The sequence below is a fragment of the Schnuerera sp. genome, from assembly GCF_035459645.1.
In the GTDB taxonomy this organism is placed as follows: Bacteria; Bacillota; Clostridia; order Tissierellales; family Tepidimicrobiaceae; genus Schnuerera.
This window is the reverse complement of record NZ_DATHXO010000467.1, coordinates 1-2187: the sequence shown is the minus strand read 5'-3', so window position 1 is coordinate 2187 and position 2187 is coordinate 1. Positions and strand designations below refer to the sequence as shown.

The following is a 2187-nucleotide window of genomic DNA, read 5'->3' as shown; positions in this document are numbered from 1 at the left end:
CATTGCCCTCTTTATCTATTCCTATAGGCTCTTGTAATGATACTTCTCCCTTTGATTTCTTATTAGCTCTTATAGTCATTAATATTTCGTTTTCAATGCACCTTGCTGCATAAGTAGCTAGTCTAGTGCCTTTATTAATATTAAATGTAGATATAGCCTTTATAAGACCAATTGTTCCTATCGAAATCAAATCATCAATATCTTTACCCGTATTGTTATATTTTTTTACTATATGAGCAACCAACCTTATGTTTCTTTCAATAAGTATATTACGTGCTTTTTCATCTCCTTCTGCATATTGTTTTAAATAGTATGCTTCCTCTTCTTTGCTAAGAGGCCTTGGAAATGAATCGGTACTAGAGACATAGCCGGTTAATATTAAAAAGGGTCTTATCACCCCTCCTAAAGAAAAAAATAGTTGAGTAATCATAAAGGCACCTCCACTCTCCCCATACTAAAGTATATGTATGAAGGATTGTACTGGTGCCAGTCCTATCTATTAATCTTATAAATTTCTTTTATTATATTTTCAAAAATAGGAACAGCCGATTTAGAACCAGATAGACCTTCCTCGACAATAATTGTTACTACATATTTTGGATCTTCTTTAGGATAGAAACCTGAGAACCAACCATGTATAGTTTCCTTTCCATTTAATATTGCTTGAGCAGAACCAGTCTTGCCTCCAGCGCCACCAATATTATCCAATTCTATATTTTTTGCTGTTCCTACTTCTATCACATCTATTAAACAATCTAGTAATATTTCTGAGTTCCTTTCAGAAAGTACTATTTCAGGATTTTCCTTTTTAAACTTTTTTATCATATATCCATCTTCATCAACTATTCCATCCACTATGGTCATGCCAGTTTTAATCCCCTTATTAGCCACTATCAACATCATGTTTGTAATTTGAATTGGGGTCGTTTCAATACTGCCCTGACCTATAGAAATATTGCCTATAGCAGGGCCTTGTAGTTCATCTCCTTTAGGGAGATTCCCTTCTATTTCCTCAATTAATCCAATATTAACTTTATCTCCAAATCCTAGTTTTTTTGCCATTTCAATTATTTTTACACTTCCTAATTGTTGTCCTAGTTGGATAAAAGCAGAGTTACAAGATTTTGAGAAAGCCTCCTTTAAACCTATATGTCCATGCCCTTCTATATTATTGCATTTTATTATTACATTTCCAATTTCCTCATAGCCTTTACAATAAAAAGTTTTACTTAAATTATGTATATTGTCTTCTAAAGCCGTTGAAAGTACAATCAATTTAAACAAGGAACCTGGAGGATAAGCTACCTGTATTGCCTTATTATATAACACCATATCATCTCTATTTAAATATTCATCTACGTCACTTTGTTGAAAATCTGGCCTACTAGCTAAAGCTTTAATATCACCTGTCTTAACATCTGCTACTATGACAGCTCCATTTACCTTATTAAAGTCCAATATTCTTTCAACTATACTCTGGATATGATAATCTATAGTCAGTTTAACTCCACTAGGTTCTATTGATTGCTTTTTTTTACTTACAGTATGACTACTGCCTAGAAATACATTTTTGTTTTCATCATATTCTATGATCAAAGAGTTTTGCTGTTGACCATTTCTTAAAATTTCATCATAAACCTTTTCAACGCCTGATTTACCTCTGTTTTCAGATTTATTAATATAACCAATTACATGAGAAAGCAAATTGTTTTTACTATATCTTAATGTTTTATCTGCAATTACTATATCCTTATTGGAATTATAATTTAAAATTGGGGACTTGAGAGGTATCTCTACAATTTTATTTTTATTATTATCGTTTAAATATTCTTCTAATTCTTCTTTGTTTAGACTTGTATTTTTTAATATAAAATTTTCTATATTTTGATTATTATCAATACTATCTCTCAACACAAATAAAGTGGTCACTCTTTCCCTGTTTGTTAGTGGAATTAAATTTTCATCATAGATAATACCTCTATTTGGATATAAGCTTACCTCTTTTCCTCTTTGTTTTAAAGCTTGATTTTTTAAAGACTCATAGTTTATAATTTGAAACCATATTAATCGTCCAATCAAAAGAATAAAAATCCAAGTAGAAATAAAAACATATTTCAATATTCTATTATGTATTATATTTTTTTGAAATCTTTTCATAAAAATCCCCCAATCAATTGCTAATAATAG

General features: G+C 30.1%; 2 protein-coding genes. Both read right to left on the bottom strand.

Annotated features, from left to right (window positions below; translation table 11 throughout):
* Nucleotides 1–430, bottom strand: a 430-nt coding sequence (locus tag VK998_RS11045) for a sigma-70 family RNA polymerase sigma factor (protein WP_325228272.1), incomplete at its 3' end; no start/stop codon positions are given.
* A 62-nt stretch (nucleotides 431–492) separates the two neighbouring features.
* The coding region (locus VK998_RS11040; RefSeq protein ID WP_325228270.1) for a peptidoglycan D,D-transpeptidase FtsI family protein at nucleotides 493–2187 on the bottom strand (1695 nt) is incomplete at its 5' end.